Below are 15,262 nucleotides of genomic sequence, written 5' to 3'. Positions count from 1 at the left end.
TGCGTTACGGGCGGTTCAGCAGGCGGCGGGGATTGTGGACCGTGATCTGGTCGACCAGGTCGGCGTCGCCGCCGGCCAGGCGCGCTGTGGTGGCCAGGCGCGCGATGGCCGGCATGATCCGGCGGAACAGGTGCTGATAGCCGTTGCCGCCGTTGTGGCGCAGGTTGGCCTGGGTCCACACGTCGGCGCCGATGACGAGCTGGCCGGCGAAGCCCTGCTCGATGAGCCAGGCGACCATGGCCAGGCGCTCCGCGTCGGTCGGGTTGCGCAGGGCCGGATCACCGTAGTAGAAGTCCGAGCCGAAGGTGTCGTACCCGAGCACGGCGCCGCGGCGGGCGATCTCGCCGTGGTAGGCGGGGTCGAAGTGCTCGTCGAGGTGGCCGAGGACGACCCGGTCGGGCGGCATGCCCTCGGCCTCCAGCGCGTCGAGCACGGCGAGCCCGGCGCGGCCGCGGAAGGACAGGTGGACGTAGACCGCGGCACCGGTCCGGGCGCCGGCGCGGCCGGCCGCCCGCAGCACCCGCCACTCGGCGTCGGTGATCGGGTGGCTGGTGCCGATCTCCCCGAGCAGCGCCGGGCGGATGCCGGTGCCGGCGATGCCGTCGGTGAGCTCCTCGACCATGCCGGCCGCGAGCTCGTCGACGCCGGCGTGGCGGATGTGGCCGGGCATGGTCGGCTCGACGTACCAGCCGCCGCCGACGCAGACGTGGACGCCGCTGCGGCGGGCGATGTCCGGCAGTTCGGCCAGGCGCCGGCCCATGCCGGGCAGGGTCAGCTCGACCACCGCGGAGGCGCCGTCCGCCCGGGCCGCCGCCAGCTCGGCGACGGCGACGTCCGGGTCGTGCAGGACGAGGTTCTCGGGCACCGATAGCGCGTTCCACCGCAGGTACCCCATCAGCTCCGGCCCGATCGGCACCCCGTCCGGCGGCGCCTCCGCCGACGGCTTGGCCCAGATCCGCAGGTCGCTGAGCAGGTGCTCGTGCATCGAGGTGGGGCCGAGCGTTTCGGCGGGGACGGGACCGAGCACGGTGTGGACGGGCATCAGGCGGAGACCTCGCGGGGGAGCTCGAGCAGGAAGCGGGCGATCCGCTCGCCGATCACGACGGCCGGCATCGCCGTGGTGGCTCGCGGGATCGCCGGCATGATCGAGCAGTCGGCGACGTAGCAGCCCGCGACGCCGTGCACCTGGCCGTCGTTGCCGACGACCGCGGCCGGATCCGAGGCCGGCCCCATCCGGCAGGTGCCGACCGGGTGCCAGTAGTTGTCGGGGTTGGCCCGGATGTGGTGGACCAGGGCGGCGCGGTCGGCGAGGTCCGGCCCGGGGCGCAGCTCCCGCCCGACCAGCTCGCGCATACCGGGCGCGGCGGCGATGGCCCGCAGCTGCTCGACGCCCTCGGCCAGGACCCGCGCGTCGTGGCCCTCGGGGTCGCTGAGGAAGCGGTGGTCGATGAGCGGCTTGGCCTCGGGGTCGAGGGAACGGATCCGGACGTGGCCGCGGGAGCGGGGCAGCAGCGCGCCGACGCCGCAGCTCCAGCGCTTCTCCGCGCCGCGGTGGGTGGGGCTGTAGGGCAGGAAGTGCATGTCGAACACGTCCGGGTCGAAGCTGGACGCGGCCTTGGCCATCGCCTGCTCGTCGGGGGCCCAGCCGCCGGCCCGCAGCCGGTCCATCGCCGCGGTCATCGCGCCGGACCCGGCCCAGCTCATCAGCAGGAACGGCTGGTCGTGCAGGTTCTCGCCGACGCCCGGCAGATCGGCGATCACGTCGACGCCCAGCTCCTTGAGCATCGTCGCGGCGCCGATGCCGGAGCGCTGCAGGACCTGGGGCGAGTTGTAGGCGCCACCGCACACCACGACGCGGCCGGCGCGGACCACGTGCCGTGCGCCGCGCCACAGCACCGAGACGCCGGCGGCCCGGCCGTCGCGGACCAGGACCCGCTCGACGTGCGCCTCCCCGACGATCCGCAGGTGCTCGAGGTGGCGGACGGGGTCGAGGTACGCGAAGGCGGTGTTCCACCGGACGCCGTCGACGATGTTGTTGTCCTCGGGCGCGAAGCCGGTCGTCTGGTCCAGCTCGTTGAGGGTCGAAAGCTGCGGCAGGCCGATGGTGGTGCCGGCGTCGTACCAGGCCCGCTGCCACGGGGTGAGCTCGTCGGCGCGGTACCGCTTGACCCGCATCATGCGGGTACCCTCGTCGAAGAGCGGCCGCAGCTCGTCGGCGCCCCATCCCGGGTTGCCGGCGGCGGCCCAGTCGTCGTAGTCGCGCCGGTGGCCCCACGTCTGCGTGGTGCCGTTGAAGTCGGAGCAGCCGCCGATGGCGCGGGCCCGCTCGAAGGCGACCCGGGTGGGCAGGGTGTCGCCGGAGTCGTAGCCCCAGTCGTTGGAGTGTCCGAGCCGGGTCGCGTCGAGGATGTCGGCGGGCCAGGCGCTGGAGCCGAACGGGCCGAAGTCCGGCCCGGCCTCCAGCACGAGCGTGTCGAGGCCGGCCCGGGCGAGCCGGGCCGCGATGACGTTGCCGCTCGTGCCGCCGCCGACGACGACGGTACCGGCCTCGGCCGGCAGCTGATCGGTCACGCTGGTTCCTCCTCGAAGTCGGGGCCGTGGACCACCGCGCCGCCCACGACCGTGCGCGGCACCGGCCGGGCGGCGGCGTCGGCCAGTTCGTCGAGCGGCGCGGTGAGCGGGTCGACGTCCAGCTCGGCCCAGTCGGCGAGGTAGCCGGGGGCGAGCCGGCCCCGCTCGTGCTCGGCGAAGCAGTAGTACGCGGCCGACGTGGTGTACATCGCGAGCGCCTCCCGCGCGGTGACGGCCTGCTCCGGCCCGAGCGGCCCCTCGCGGCCGCGGACCCGGCGGCTGCGGGCCTGCCACATGCCGAACAGCGGCGCCATCGGGAAGTCGGGCCCGTCGGAGCCGCCGGCGACGGTCACGCCCGCGTCGAGCCAGTCGCGCAGCGGCGCGAGCGGGACGTCGTCGCCGAACTGGTCGGCGATGCCCGCGCCGACGCGCCACTGCATCGACGGCTGGCTGGACAGCAGCACGCCCAGCCGGGCGGCGCGGGCCATGTCGGCGCGCGACGGCCACAGGTACGAGTGCATGACCGAGAACCGCAGGCCCGCGATCGGCCGGCGCGCGGCGGCCCGCTCGAAGGTGTCCAGGGCGAGGGTGACGGCGGCGTCGCCGACGGCGTGCACGGCGACGGAGTGCCCGTGATCCGCGCAGTAGGAGACCAGCTCGTCGAAGACGTCGGCCGGGCAGGTCAGGTTGCCGCGGTACTCCCCGCGGCCGGGCCACGGCCGGGAGATGAGCGCGGTGCCGAAGCCGCCGGCGCCGTCGAGGTAGATCTTCAGCGGACCGGTCCGGAACCGGCCGTGGTCGCCGAGCCCGGCCAGCAGCTCCGCGGGCGGCACCCCGGGCCGGGCCAGGGGCATGCCCATGGTGCGCAGCGTGAGCCGGCCGTCGGCCGCCGCCTCGCGGTACACCCGCAGCTCCTGCTCGACGAGACCGGGCTCGCTGGCGCTGGTGATGCCGAGGCTGTGCAGGTAGGGCTGCGCCTCGGCCAGCGCATCGCGCAGGTCGGCCGGCCCGAGCGGCGGGACGTGGGCCATGACCAGGTCGGCGGCGGGGCGCTCGATGAGGATGCCGGTGGGCTCGCCGCGCGCGTCGCGCTCGATATGGCCGCCGGCGGGGTCCGGGGTGCGGGCGTCGATGCCGCAGCGGCGCAGCGCCTCGGAGTTGGCGATCGCGTCGTGGGTGCGCCGGTCCAGCACGACCGCGGGGCCCCCGGTGACAGTGCCGCCGGTGACAGTGCCGCCGGTAACTCTGTCCAGGTCGTAGCGGTCGGGCAGCCGGCCCTCGGCGAGGTCCTCGGCGTGGAAGTGGGCGCCGACGACGACCCAGTCCGATCCGGGCCGCGCCGCGAGCCAGGCGCCGATGCGGTCGCAGACCTCCGCGACGGAGCCGGCCTCGGCGATGACGAGCCGGCGCCGCTCGACGCCGGCGATCAGGGTGTGCAGGTGGGAGTCGAGGAAGCCCGGCACGACGACGCCGAGCGCCTCGACCTCCCGGGTGCCGGCCGGGGCCGCCGCGCGCAGCCCGGCGGCGTCCCCGACGGCGGCGACGCGGCCGCCGGAGACGAGCATGGCCTCGGCGTGTGCGCCGGCCGGATCCATCGTGTGGATCCGGCCGAGCACGAGGACGTCGTTCAGCCCGCGAGCCACTTGGTGTACCAGGCCAGCAGGTCGTCGGTCTGCTTGGCCCGTTCCTCGGAGTTCTGGTGCACGATCTGGGTGTGCGTGGGTGAGTTGACGATGACCGCCTTGGTCGCGTCGTCCATGGACGTGAACGCGTCGGGGTTGCCGGGGCCGTAGCCGGTCGCCTTGGCGAACGCGGCCTGGCGCTGCGGCTCGTTGAACACCTTCGCCAGGGCCTGGATGTTCTTCATGTCCGGCGCGCTCGCCGGGATGGTCATCACGTTGGGCGCCACGATCGCCTGGTTCCAGGAGATGGTGACGTCGATGCCCTGGTTCTTCAGGGCGAACGCCTGGCCCGACGGCCCGGCCACGACGGCCGCGGTCTTGGACGTCAGCAGCTGCTGGATCTGGGGGTACGAGGTGTAGAAGACCATGTTGGGCCGCAGCTCGTTGAGCTTCTTCGTGCACACGTCGAAGTTGAGCGGGTACAACTTGTCCGGCGCGATGCCCGAGGCCAGCTCGGCGATCTCGCAGGCGCTGTCGTAGCTGCCCGGGCTGCCCATCCAGCCGCGCTTGCCGGGGAACTTCGCCACGTCGAAGAAGTCGGCCCAGGTCTGCGGGCCGCCGCCGGGGAAGGTCGCGGTGAGGTACGCCTGGACGTGCCCGACGTAGAAGGTGCCGAACGCGTAGTCGCGGATGTTGGCCGGCAGGTTGGTGTCGCGCGCGACGCCCGCGTCGAGCGCCGCGATGTTGGCCTTGTAGCGGTAGACGGTGTCGAGTCCGACGTGGATGGCGTCGTAGGCGCCCTTGCCACCGGTCAGCATGGTGTTGGCGACGGCGTCGCTCTCGACCTCGGAGACGACCTTCACCCCGGTCTGCTTGGTGAAGTCGTCGAAATAGGTGGTGTACCGCGCCTTGTTGGTCGGGCCGCCGAAGTCCGCCCAGACGATCTTCCCGCTCAGCGGGGAAGAGGACCCGTCGGAGCCGGCGGTCTTGTCGGAGGACGCGCAGCCGCTCAGGGCGAGCGCAAGCGCTGCCCCGGCGATGAGCGCCAAGCTGAATCGGCGGCGTGTGCCGCTGCGATGGTGCCGGAGTACGCGCAAGAGGTCCTCCACTCGGTTGTATCCACTTACGCCATGATTGGATCCTAGTTTCAAGCTATGCATCCACACAATCGCCTGCTGGTCTCGGTCTCGTTACGCCGATGTATCCCGGGCTGGCGTTATGTCCCCGGCCCGCGCCGTATCCCCGGCCGGCGTTGTATCCCCGGCTGGCGCTGTATCCAGCACCGGCCCGCCCGCGACGAAGCGGTCCAGGACGTTGCCGAGCAGGACAGAGACCTCGCCGTCGCGGTCGCCGAGGGCGCCGGCGAAGGCGATGGAGCCGGTCGAGAACACCGCTCCCCCGCCCGCGCGGGGCACGAGCACGAGGTCGGCGTGGACCCGGGGGTTGCGGGCCCCGCCGAGCACCCGGCTGGTCATGTTGAAGTTCTCCCGGGCCTCCAGCATGTCGTCGCCGTGACCGACCGAGGTGGCCAGCACCACGGCGTCGGGTGACGTGCCGAGCGGGGGGCTCGCCGAGTCGATCTCCAGCCCGGCCGCGCCGCCCGCGACGCCGTACCCGCCGAAGTCCTCACCGGAGAGTCCCGCGAAGACCCAGGCGACGGCCGGATCGGTGCTCACCCGGCGGTAGCCGGCCGACGCCCCCGGGTTGCCGGCGGCCACGAAGCCGACCCCGAAGGTCTTCTGCGGCGCCCGCCCGCTGAACCGCCAGATCCCGCCCTGGTGGCCGGTGAAGCCGAGGTGGTACTCCCCCGGCTCGGCCAGCCACGCCTGCGTCCCGCCCCAGCGGCGCACCTCGACCACCTGGTCGTCGCCCGGGTCGTAGGCGGTCACCCAGTACATGCCGTTGCCGCCGGTGCACACCAGCCGCCCGCCATCGGCGACGTACTCCTCGTACGCCCGCAGGATCTCCAGGCTCGGGTACTCGGGGTGGGTGCCGGTCAGCACCGCCCGGTACCGCGCGAGCAGGCCGGCGCCCTGCGCGTGCAGGTCGTGGTCGGTGACGACGTCGACGTCCCGGCCGGTGCGGTCGAGCCAGTCGACCAGCTGCATGTCGCCGGTGAACTGCCAGACCGGGGCGTTGTGGTCGTAGGCCCGCTCGCGCATGGTCAACAGCGGCCGGCGCCAGCTGGAGTAGCACACGCCCGAGCCGTCGGCGTGCGTCTCGTACAGCGAGTAGCCCAGCTCCCGTCGTGCGTCGCGGAACAGCTCGAAGTCGTCCAGCGTCGGCACCATCTGGCTCCACACCTGGGTGCGCGGGCTGTCCACGCCGACGTGGTCGTTGCCGTACGCCAGGTAGCTGTTGGTCGGCAGCACGAGCAGCAGCGGCGCGGTCGCCGTGCCCGCGGGCGGCGCCACGAGGACGGGGACCGTGTCGCGGCCGCCGTCGTCATCGATCACCTCCAGGGCGTAGACGCCGCTGCGCAGGTCCGCCGGGAGGACCACCTCGCCCTGGAACCGCCAGCCGCAGTCGGTCATGTCGTCGCGGTGGAAGTGCAGCGCGGCGTACTGCTCGGGCGCGAACCGGAAGTCGGTGACGTCGCCGGTCCAGCCCGAGGAGCGCACCGCGCGCTGCGGGTGGTGCACCGCAGCGCCGTGCAGCCCGCGCGGCCCGGCGTCGCGCACCAGGCCGGTGTCGCCGATCCCGCCGCGGCCGATCGCCGCCGCGAGATCCCAGTGGGCCAGCAGCGCCGGGTGCCGGGCCAGCCGCGCCCGCGATCCGCCGGCCGCTGCGTCGCCGGCGTCGGCCGCGGCGTCGGCGACCAGGACCGGGCTCTCGATCCGCCCGTCGTAGGGCCGCACCGGCGCGCCGTCCGGGCCGATCCCGGCGCAGGCCCAGAACAGTGGCCCGGCCGCCGGCACGGGGGCACCCGGCAGCGTCGAGCGCGCCGTCGCCGGCGATGCCGGCCGGCGTACCACGTGATTGGCCTCGAAGGTGCCGGCCGCCGCGACGGTCAGCGCCAGCGCGTCCCCGGCCCGCGCGCCGATGACCGCGGTCAGCTCGTACCAGCAGCCGGCCACCGGCACGGGCCCGGCGACGACCTCCGCGGAACCGGCGCCGGTGGCGACCCGCAGCGTGAACCGTCCCCCGGCGTCCAGACCGATCGCCCAGCCCGAGCCGTTCTCCGGGCACCCGTGCGCCAGGAGCTCCTGGGCCTCGGCCCCGGGCCGGGTCGGCATCGCGGCGAGCGCCACGACCAGCCCCTGCGCTCCCGCGCCGGGCACGTCGTCGACCCGCACGTAGGAGCCGGGCGCGGTCCGCTGGTCGATACCGGCGCCGGCGACGGGTGCCACGGCGGCGACCCGCTCCTGGCGGCGCTCGACGCCCGCCGACGGGATGGCCAGGGCCTGCAGGCGGACCAGTTCGGCGGTCCAGCCGGCGGCCGTGGTGCTGACCGCCAGCCGGACCGTGTCGCCGGGCCGGTAGGAGACCCGGTCGGTGTAGCCCGCGCTCACCATGTGAGGCCGTAGTCGTGCAGCCGGTGGACGAGCACGGCGTGCTCGGCCTCGTCCCGGGTGGCGTGCCGCCGGTCGTCGAGCAGCCGCGGGGCCCCGCCACGGACGGGCGGGCGGACCGCGACGGCGAACCCGCCGGGTGTCTTGACGATGAGGTACCGCGGCCGGTCCGGGTCGGGGTTGCGCCGGACGAAGTCCATGACGTCGACGAGGTCGCGGGAGTAGGGCCCGGTGGGGCGGGCCGCCGCCTCCGCGATCAGCTCGGCCGTCACCAGCGGCCTGACCCGCTGCTGGAGAATCCACTCATCCTGGACCGACAACGCCATTGTGTGCTCCCGTGCGTCAGAACATGCCGAAGTACTCGCGCTGCTCCCAGTCGGAGACGTGCAGCAGGTAGCGCTCGAACTCCGCCCGCTTCAGGTGGGCGTACCAGTCGACCACCACGGAGCCCAGCGCCTCGCGGAATGCCTCGTCGGCCTCCAGCGCCGCCACCGCCTCGCCCAGCGAACGGGGCAGCGGGGCCGCGGGTGCGGCGTACGGGCTGGTCGTCGGCGGGCGCAGCGCCAGCCCGCGGGCGATGCCGTCCAGTCCGCTGATCACCTGCGCGGCAATGTACAGGTAGGGGTTGGCGGCCGGCTCGCCGGACCGGTTCTCCAGCCGGGTGGCCGGGTCGCCGGGGCCGCCGACCGCCCGTACCATCGCGCCTTTGTTGTCCACGCCCCAGGCGATCCGGTCCGGGGCGAGCGAGAACGGCTGGTAGCGCTTGTAGCCGTTGACGGTCGGCGTGGTGAACGCGGCCGCCGCCGCGGCGTGGTGCAGGATGCCCTCCAGGTAGGAGCGGCCGGTGGCGGACAGCGGCCCGGCCTCGCCGGCCTCGGGCACGAACGCGCCGCGGCCGGTGCGCACGTCGGTCAGCGACTGGTGCAAGTGCCAGCCGGTGGACGCCGAGTCAGCGCCCTGTGGCCGGGACATGAAGGTGGCGTGGAAGCCCCGCCGGCGGGCGATCTGGCGGACCGCGGTGCGGCACACCAGCACCGCGTCGGCGGTCACCGCCGCGTCCGCCGCCTCCATCGTCAGCTCCAGCTGGCTCGGCCCGAACTCCAGCTCCAGCGAGCGCAGCGGCAGGTCGAGCGAGGACAGCCCGGTGTACAGCGCCTGGACGAGCTCGTCGAGGCTGTCGAGGGTCTCCTCGTGCAGCAGCTGGGACCCGGCGGTCGTCGGTGCTCCGTCGGCGCGGAAGACGTGGAACTCCAGCTCCGCGCCGACGGTCATCCGGTAGCCACTCGCGGCGAGGGCCGCCAGCCGTCCGCGGAGCAGGCTGCGGGTGCAGAAGGGCACCGGCCGGCCGTCGGGGAAGCGCACGTCGCACAGGACCCAGCCGGTGCGCGGTGCCCACGGTACGACCCGGAACGAGGCCGGGTCGGGGACGAGCACGATGTCGCCGGCCCCCGCGAAGCCGGCCACGCCGACCCCCGTGTCGTCGGCGAAGACCGGGAACACCGACTTGCCGGAGGTGTCCTTGAGCAGCAGGGAGCTCGGCGCGGTGAGGCCCGAGCGCATCGCCGCCGCGACCGCGGCCCGGGTGACCGTCTTGCCGCGCACGATGCCGTGCTGGTCGGCGAAGCCGAAGCGGACCATCTCGATGCCCAGCTCGTCGATCACCCGGCGCATCTGGGCGGCGGCCGCGTACTGCGCCTCGGTCCACAGGTCGTGCCGGTCGATGAAGCCGCCGCGGTCGCCGGCCAGCATCGGCCGGGCGCTGACCCCGCCGCCGCCCTCGGCGACGTTGCGCTCGTCGGCGTTACGCACCGGCCACCTCCGACCGGAACCACGGCGAGCTGTGCCGGCGCTCGGCCTCCTTCTCCGGCCAGCGCTCCTGCCACCCGTCGCTGGGCGAGATCATGTCGACGGCGTGCGGGCCGACGAGCCGGGCCGCCGACGCCTCGTCGAGCGGGTGCGCGGGCAGCGCGCCGCCGGCCTGGAACGCGTCGATCGCGCGCAGCAGCAGCCGCCGGTTGGCGGTGACGGCCCGGTCGGACGAGCCGAGCCGCTCCACGGTGCGGTCCTGGATCGGGCCCATGCTCTCCACCGCCCACTGGTCGTGGACGTTGATGTCCAGGCCCATGCCGGTGTACGTCAGGTCGCGCTGCTCGGCGGGGTCGAAGCCCCAGTTGTTGGAGCGGTTGCGCAGCGGCCGGTAGTCCGGCAGGGAGACGCCCTCCAGCCGCTGCCGCAGCAGCGTCTCCTGGTCGGTCCGCTCCGCGAAGTCGTAGAAGATCATGTACCAGAAGTGGTGCTCGTCGTCGATCGGCACGTGCCATTGGGTGAAGACCTTGGTGTTGCCGAACGGCACCACGAACGCGTTGGGGAACAGCAGGTTCGTCACCCGGACGTGCTTGATCTCCTCCGTGAGCTGCCGGACCGCGAACACGCGCAGCCCGTGCTCGGCGTCCTCCACCTCGATGTCGGGCCGGAAGTGGTCGCCGACCAGCTTGGACAGCTTGGTGCCGGTGCCCTCGACCTCCTCGCTGAACTGCTGGCCGTAGACGTCGCGCGGGTCCTCGCCCACGAACCGGTGCAGGAACGAGACGTGACTGGGGTCGATGCCGCCCTCCAGGCCCTGCAGCCAGTTGCACTCCCAGAGCCCTTTGAAGGCGAAGGTGTACTCCCGGGGCGCGGTGAAGCAGTCGTACGCCGGGAACGGCGGCGGCTCGCCGGCCCCGAGGTAGGCGAAGATGATGCCGTTGCGCTCCACGCACGGGTAGCTGGCGAGCCGGATCTTGTCCAGGAACCGGCTGTGCGGCGGCTCGGCGGGCTGCTCCACGCAGCGCCCCTCGGCGTTGTACAGCCAGCCGTGGTAGAGGCAGCGCAGCCCGCCGTCCTCGAGCCGGCCGAAGGCCAGGTCCACGCCCCGGTGCGCGCAGAAGCGGCTGATCAGGCCCCACCCGCCACCGCGCGCGAAGAGCACCAGGTCCTCGCCGAACAGGCGGATCGCCTTGACCGGCCGGTCGGCGGGCATCTCCGAGACCAGCGCGGCCGGCTGCCAGTAGGCGCGCATGAGCCCGCCCAGCGGGGTGCCGGGCCCGGTCCGCGTGAGCTTGTCGTTGTCGGCCTGTCGCAGCACGGCTACCTCCACTGGGCACTGTGGATACAATCCTAACGACTTCGTATCCCCGATGGAAGTAAAGATACCCAGGGTGACGCCAAGTGGGTCCATGTCATCGCGCTCTGGTATCGTGGGTCATCTACGCGGGCATGCCCGGCGACAAGAGGAGAGTGGCCGCTTGACCATCGAGTCCGGCGAGCTGGCGGCGACACGGAAGACGGGTGCGGCCCTCGTCGACGACCTCGCCGATCGGATCCGCAACCGCATCATGACCGGCGACATCCCGATCGGCGCGCAGCTGCGCCAGGCGGAGCTGGCCAGCGACTTCGGCGTCTCCCGCACGCCGGTGCGCGAGGCGCTGCGCCAGCTGCAGACCAGCGGACTGATCGAGGTGCTGCCCAACAAGGGCGCCGTGGTCAGCGTCCCGGCGCCGTGGGACGTCCGCGAGGCGTACGAGGTCAGGGCTGAGCTCGAGGCGCTCGCCGCCGCCCGCGCGGTGCGCCGGATCACCCGCGACCAGGTCGACCAGCTGCGCACGGCCAACCAGGAGATGTACGACTACTCGCTGGCCCGCAGCACCGGCACCACGCCCGACCAGCCCGACCACCGCGGCAACGACGTGTTCCACACGCTCATCGCCAGCATCGCCGGCAACGCGCGGCTGGCCAAGGCGATCAACGACATCAACGAGACCTTCCCCCGCAACGTGTCCGCGCAGCTGATCGTCAACGACAGCCGGCACCGCGACGAGAACTTCCACGAGCACGAGCGCATCGTGCGGGCGCTGGCCGAGGGCGACACCCAGGGGGCCGCCGACGAGATGCGCCAGCACGTCATCAAGGCCGGCGAGCAGCTCGCCCGCTGGTACGAACTGCGCTCCTCCACCGTCTTCCGCGGCTAGTGTTGGATACAATCTAGACGCTTTCGCATCCAGTCCGATAGTGTCCGTGTCCATGACGCTCACCAACGTCCCCAGCGCGGCCACCGGACTCGACGAGAAGCCCCTCGGACCGCCGAGCGCGGAACCCCTGAGCGGCGAGATCCTGGTGCGCAGCCGGGTCGACTTCGCCAACGAGGCGCGCACCGTCATCTCCGGCGTCTGGGAGAGCGACCCGGGCGCGTCGCGGTGGGAGTTCCTCACCCGCGGCGAGATCATCCACGTCGTCTCGGGCCGGATGACCGTCCAGCGCGACGGCGAGGAGCCCACCGAGGTCGCCGCGGGCACGACGGCGTACTTCCCGATCGGCTGGTGCGGCACGTGGACGATCCACGAGACGCTGCGCAAGGTCTACGTGGTCTACAAGTCATGACGACCCCTCCGGCCGTCGTGGGCAACGCCGTGCTCCTCGTGGTCGACATCCAGGGCGGCGAGGTGCCCGACGAGGAGTCGCGCTCCGAGATCGCCCAGATGGGCGGCCGGCGGGAGCGGGCCGGGCGGGTCGAGCGGCTCATCGACGCGTGCCGCGAGCACGGCGTCCCGGTCGTGTTCGTCCAGGAGGTCCACAAGCCCGGCCTGATCGACATCGGCCGCGAGCTCGACGGCTCCGAAGGCCCGCACTGCGTCGAGGGCTGGCCGGAGACCGAGCTCGCGCCGTGGGTCCGCCCGCGCCCGGAGGAGTTCCTCATCCGCAAGCGGCGCTACTCGGCGTTCTTCGGCACCGAGCTGGAGATCGTGCTCAAGGCGTACAAGGCGGAGACGGTCCTGCTCATCGGCGGGCTGACCGACGTGTGCATCCACTACACGGCCGTCGACGCCCACCAGCACGACTACCGGGTGCGGGTCCTCACCGACTGCGTCGGCGGGTCCTCGCGGGAGGCCCACGACGCCGCGCTGCGCGCCGTCGCGTACCTGCAGCGCGACGCCCTCGTCACCAGCGATCAGGTGCTCGCCTGGCTCACCGCCTGAGGCCCCGCGACCATCACATGGTGGCGGCCCGCACACGTACCGTAGCTGGCTCCGCGGAATGTCGGTGGGCGCGACTATGGTTCGAACATGGGTTCGAACCAGGGGTGTGTGGGCCGGGTCGGCGAGGCAATCGCCGCGCTCGTCGAACACGACCCCGCCACGCTCGACGACACCGCACTCCGCACGGCGCTGCTCGATCTGCTGCGCCACGCCAACCAGCTCGACGCCGCCATCGCCCGCTACGTCGGCGCGTTCGACGACCGCAAACTCGGCCGCGCCGACGGGTGGAGCACCACCAAACAATGGATCCAGGCATACGGGCGGCTCTCCGGCCCCGCCGCCACCAGCCGCATGCGCGCCGCCGCCACCATCCGCCTCCTGCCCAGCCTCGAGGCCGCCTTCGACGCCGGCGAGGTCACCCGCGAACACGTCGACCGCATCGGGCTCACCGCCCGGGAGATCGGCGACGAGGTCGTCGAGAGCGCCGAGGAGCCCCTCGTCGCCATCGCCCGCGGGCACGAGCCCGAGGCCGTCCGCGAGACCTGCGAACGGCTCATCGACGAGGTCATCCGCGACAAACGCATCCCCGCCCAGGAACAGCACCGCCGCCGCGGTGTCACGGTCGCCCGGGCCGGCGACATGTGGAAGCTCCGCGGCATCCTCGACCCCGAAACCGGCGTGCTGCTCACCACCGCCCTCGACACCTTCACGAAAGCACCGGCGCCCGACGACGAACGCAGCCCGGCCCAGCGCCGGCACGACTCCCTCGCCGACCTGCTCAACACCGTGCTACGGGAGGGACGCGCGCCCGTCGTGGCCGGCGTCCGGCCGCACCTCGCCGTGCTCATGCCGGTACGGCGCTACGCAGCGCTCCACGACCACGGCACCGACCAGGCGACAGACCGAGCCACAGACCGAGCCCGCGGTGCCGCGGACGCCGACGCTGCCGACGGGCCGGCCGTGCTCACCGGATACGGCGTCATCCCGGACGCGTTCGCGGCCCGGCTCAGCTGCGACGCCAACCTGCAACAGGTCTGGCAGCACCCCGACAACGGGCTGCCGCTCAAGCTCGGGCGGGCGTACCGCAACACCCCGCCGGCACTGCGGCGGGCACTGGCCACCCGGGACCCGCACTGCCGATGGCCCGGCTGCCGGATGCCGGCGAACTGGTGCGACAGCCACCACCTGCGGACCTGGATTCGCGACAACGGCGCCACCGACATCGACAACCTCGTCATCCTGTGCCGCTACCACCACGTCAGCGTCCACGAACGCGGCTGGGGCATACGGTACGACCCCGGCAGCGGCACCGTCGCCATCACCAGGCCCGACGGCACGCCGTACGAACTCGGCCCCAGCCGGGCACGCACCGGGCGATACGCGACGCTGACCCGGCTGGCGGCCTAGACGCGCCCCGTGGCGCCCCAGCGCATACCGCTTTGCCCGGCACTACTCGGCGGGGAGGGTTTGCGCCGGCCGGACGGCTGTGAGCGCGGCGACCACCCTGACGGCCGGCTCATCGGCCGAACATCGCCCGTCTCGGATTGTCGGTGGTCATCATCGCCAGGACCTCGGGCTCGATGCCGGCCGCGACCGCGTGCTCGGCGAACTCCTCGAACAGGAAGCACATCCCCGGGCCGCCCAGTTCCGCCTGGTGCGAGCGCTGGCTGACGTCCTGCGCGAGGAGGATCCTCCCGGCGAAGCCGCGGTCGACGAGGTACTTGAGGTATTCGACCCGGCGCCGCAGCTCCGGGACGATCAGCGTGCCGCCGATCTTGCAGGCCATCATGCAGTCGTACTGGATGTAGACGCCGCGGTTGAGCAGGTCGATCGAGTACTGCACGTTCTTGACCGTGTCCGTGTGGCCGATCACGATCCGCTCCGGCGCGACGCCCTCCGCGGTGAGGATGTCGATCTGCGCCTCGCCGGTCGGGAATGTGGGCGCGTGAGTGCTCACCAGCACGCCGGTCTCGGCGGCGGCCCGGCCGGTGGCCCGGAACGAGCGCTCCTCGTTGGTGGTGATCCGGGGCTTGTCGGAGGCGATCTCGCCGAGGAAGCCGGCCCGCACGCCGGTGCCGGGAATCTCCTCGAGCAGGTCGGCGATGAGATAGTCGGCGATCTGGTTGGTGCTGGTGCGCTCCCACCAGCGCTGGTCGAAGTACGCCTCGAAATAATGGCCGGTCCCGAGGATCACGTTGACGCCGGTCCGCTCGGCCATCTCCTTGGTGGCCAGCACGTTGGCGACCGAACGGGATCCGGTGCGCGGGTTCTGCACCTGGTGCGCCGGGTCCCGGTCGTAGTAGACCGGCGCCGCGTAATCGCTCAGCTCCCCGTTGGTGACGTCCCACAGCGTCGTGCCGCCGCGCTCGGCGAAACGGCGGATGTCGCGCTCGCGCTCGTCCCACACCGTCATGTAGCCGTCGCGCGGCTCGGTCGGGGTCATGTTGATGAAGACGTGCTCGTGGGTGAGGGTCAGCCCGAGATCCTCGGGGCCGAGCGGGCCGGTGACCGACCACACCTGATCCATGGCGCTCCCTCCGAAACG

13 protein-coding genes are annotated in these 15,262 nt (G+C 72.9%); 4 read left to right on the top strand and 9 right to left on the bottom strand.

The window, feature by feature from the left end:
- Positions 1-4 precede the first annotated feature (4 nt).
- The 8 genes from ACQPXD_RS23065 to ACQPXD_RS23030 form a co-directional block, all read right to left on the bottom strand.
- A complete protein-coding gene (locus ACQPXD_RS23065; protein ID WP_432841783.1) occupies positions 5-1,042 on the bottom strand; it encodes a phosphotriesterase family protein in 1,038 nt (345 codons plus the stop codon).
- A complete protein-coding gene (locus ACQPXD_RS23060; RefSeq protein WP_432841781.1) occupies positions 1,042-2,571 on the bottom strand; it encodes a GMC family oxidoreductase in 1,530 nt (509 codons plus the stop codon). Before ACQPXD_RS23060 ends, ACQPXD_RS23065 begins: the two co-directional genes overlap by 1 nt.
- Positions 2,568-4,214 (bottom strand): amidohydrolase, encoded by a 1,647-nt coding sequence (locus ACQPXD_RS23055; protein ID WP_432841779.1) that lies wholly within the window; start codon positions 4,212-4,214, stop codon positions 2,568-2,570. The genes ACQPXD_RS23060 and ACQPXD_RS23055 overlap by 4 nt, the downstream gene beginning before the upstream one ends.
- Positions 4,199-5,242, bottom strand: a complete 1,044-nt coding sequence (locus tag ACQPXD_RS23050; RefSeq protein ID WP_432841777.1) for an extracellular solute-binding protein — start codon at positions 5,240-5,242, stop codon at positions 4,199-4,201. Before ACQPXD_RS23050 ends, ACQPXD_RS23055 begins: the two co-directional genes overlap by 16 nt.
- A 141-nt stretch (positions 5,243-5,383) precedes the next feature.
- Positions 5,384-7,708: a N,N-dimethylformamidase beta subunit family domain-containing protein gene (locus ACQPXD_RS23045; RefSeq protein WP_432841775.1), complete on the bottom strand. Its 2,325-nt coding sequence runs from the start codon at positions 7,706-7,708 to the stop codon at positions 5,384-5,386.
- Positions 7,702-8,031: a hypothetical protein gene (locus ACQPXD_RS23040; protein WP_432841773.1), complete on the bottom strand. Its 330-nt coding sequence runs from the start codon at positions 8,029-8,031 to the stop codon at positions 7,702-7,704. The genes ACQPXD_RS23045 and ACQPXD_RS23040 overlap by 7 nt, the downstream gene beginning before the upstream one ends.
- A 16-nt stretch (positions 8,032-8,047) precedes the next feature.
- Positions 8,048-9,514: a glutamine synthetase family protein gene (locus tag ACQPXD_RS23035; RefSeq protein ID WP_432841771.1), complete on the bottom strand. Its 1,467-nt coding sequence runs from the start codon at positions 9,512-9,514 to the stop codon at positions 8,048-8,050.
- A complete protein-coding gene (locus ACQPXD_RS23030) occupies positions 9,507-10,829 on the bottom strand; it encodes a Rieske 2Fe-2S domain-containing protein (RefSeq protein WP_432841769.1) in 1,323 nt (440 codons plus the stop codon). The genes ACQPXD_RS23035 and ACQPXD_RS23030 overlap by 8 nt, the downstream gene beginning before the upstream one ends.
- 160 nt (positions 10,830-10,989) lie before the next feature.
- Here ACQPXD_RS23030 and ACQPXD_RS23025 point away from each other — a divergent pair, with 160 nt between their 5' ends.
- From ACQPXD_RS23025 to ACQPXD_RS23010, 4 genes are all read left to right on the top strand, one after another.
- Positions 10,990-11,712, top strand: coding sequence for a GntR family transcriptional regulator (locus tag ACQPXD_RS23025; RefSeq protein WP_432841767.1), 723 nt, complete (start codon positions 10,990-10,992; stop codon positions 11,710-11,712).
- Positions 11,713-11,764: 52 nt separating this feature from the next.
- Positions 11,765-12,121 carry a cupin domain-containing protein gene (locus ACQPXD_RS23020; protein WP_432841765.1) on the top strand — a complete coding sequence of 119 codons (357 nt, stop codon included), beginning with the start codon at positions 11,765-11,767 and terminating at the stop codon, positions 12,119-12,121.
- A complete protein-coding gene (locus ACQPXD_RS23015) occupies positions 12,118-12,717 on the top strand; it encodes a cysteine hydrolase family protein (protein ID WP_432841763.1) in 600 nt (199 codons plus the stop codon). The genes ACQPXD_RS23020 and ACQPXD_RS23015 overlap by 4 nt, the downstream gene beginning before the upstream one ends.
- Positions 12,718-12,804: 87 nt before the next feature.
- The gene (locus tag ACQPXD_RS23010) at positions 12,805-14,124 is read left to right on the top strand and encodes a DUF222 domain-containing protein (RefSeq protein WP_432841761.1); all 1,320 of its coding nucleotides are present in this window, start codon (positions 12,805-12,807) and stop codon (positions 14,122-14,124) included.
- 109 nt (positions 14,125-14,233) lie between these two features.
- Here the strand turns inward: ACQPXD_RS23010 and ACQPXD_RS23005 are convergent, their stop codons facing one another.
- Complete coding sequence (locus ACQPXD_RS23005) at positions 14,234-15,244, bottom strand: phosphotriesterase family protein (protein WP_432841759.1); 1,011 nt, start codon at positions 15,242-15,244, stop codon at positions 14,234-14,236.
- Between the last annotated feature and the right edge of the window lie 18 nt (positions 15,245-15,262).

Origin of the sequence: Dactylosporangium sp. CA-092794 (genome assembly GCF_050948465.1) — a bacterium.
In the GTDB taxonomy this organism is placed as follows: Bacteria; Actinomycetota; Actinomycetes; order Mycobacteriales; family Micromonosporaceae; genus Dactylosporangium.
The sequence above is the reverse complement of the archived record's forward strand: the minus strand, read 5'-3'. Positions and strand labels throughout refer to the sequence as shown.